Origin of the sequence: Marinomonas profundimaris, assembly GCF_000508165.1 — a bacterium.
GTDB lineage: Bacteria > Pseudomonadota > Gammaproteobacteria > Pseudomonadales > Marinomonadaceae > Marinomonas > Marinomonas profundimaris.
Genome location: NZ_AYOZ01000047.1, coordinates 1 through 948, shown reverse-complemented (window position 1 = coordinate 948; position 948 = coordinate 1). Strand labels below are relative to the sequence as shown.

Here is a 948-nt window from a genome sequence, read left to right as displayed (position 1 = left end):
CTTGATCACTATGAAACATCACGCCTTGTGGTCGTCCACGACTTTCATAGGCCATTTTCAACGCATTACTTGTTAACTCACTATTTGGTGACAGAGACATCGCCCAGCCAACTGGCTTACGAGCGTAAAGATCAATCACCATGGCAAGATAGGCCCAACGTTTCCCTGTCCAAATGTAAGTCACATCGCCACACCACACGCTATCGGGTGATTCTACGTTGAACTGACGATCTAAATAGTTCGGTATATCAAGATGTTCATCTCCCGTTTTTTTATAGATGTGATTAGGTATTTGGCAGCTCACAAGCCCTAGCTTTTTCATTAAACGCCTGACTCTATAGCGGCTTAATGGCGTTTCTCGATCAACTGTCATATCGGAGATACTACGAGCGCCAGCTGAGCCTTCACTTTTGTCAAAAAGTTCTTTCACCAAGGCCGTTTCCGCTATTGTTTTAGCGTTAGCAGGTTGCTTAGAGCGCTGTTTCCAATATCGAAAGCTGCTCCGGTTTACATTGAACACGTCACACAGTTTTTTCACTGGGTAGCTCGTCTTGAGTTTTTCGATTATCGAGAACTGTTCAGGGAGTCGGACATCAAGAGAGCGGTAGCCTTTTTTAGAATGTCTTTTTCCATCTCGATATCTCGAATACGCTTTTCAAGCTCTCGTATCTTTAACTGTTCGGGCGTCATCGGAGTCGCCTTAGGGCTTTCCCCGTCTCGTTCTTGTCTCAGTTGACGCACCCACTTATCCATCGTTGAATGACCCACATTCATTGCTTCTGCGGCTTCTCGAACGGTGTAATGTTGGTCAAGGACTAGCTGTGCGGCTTCTAGTCGAAATTCAGGGCTAAAGTTACGTTTTGGTCTTTTACTCATGTTGTCACCTAATTGTTTATTGGTGCATTCTAGCACCTCTAATTAGATGGCCAAATTAACTATGCCACTACA

1 pseudogene is annotated in these 948 nt (G+C 44.7%); it reads right to left on the bottom strand.

The features are described from left to right. Nucleotides 1-876, bottom strand: a pseudogene (locus D104_RS37600) (IS3 family transposase); the annotation flags it as partial. Between the last annotated feature and the right edge of the window lie 72 nt (nucleotides 877-948).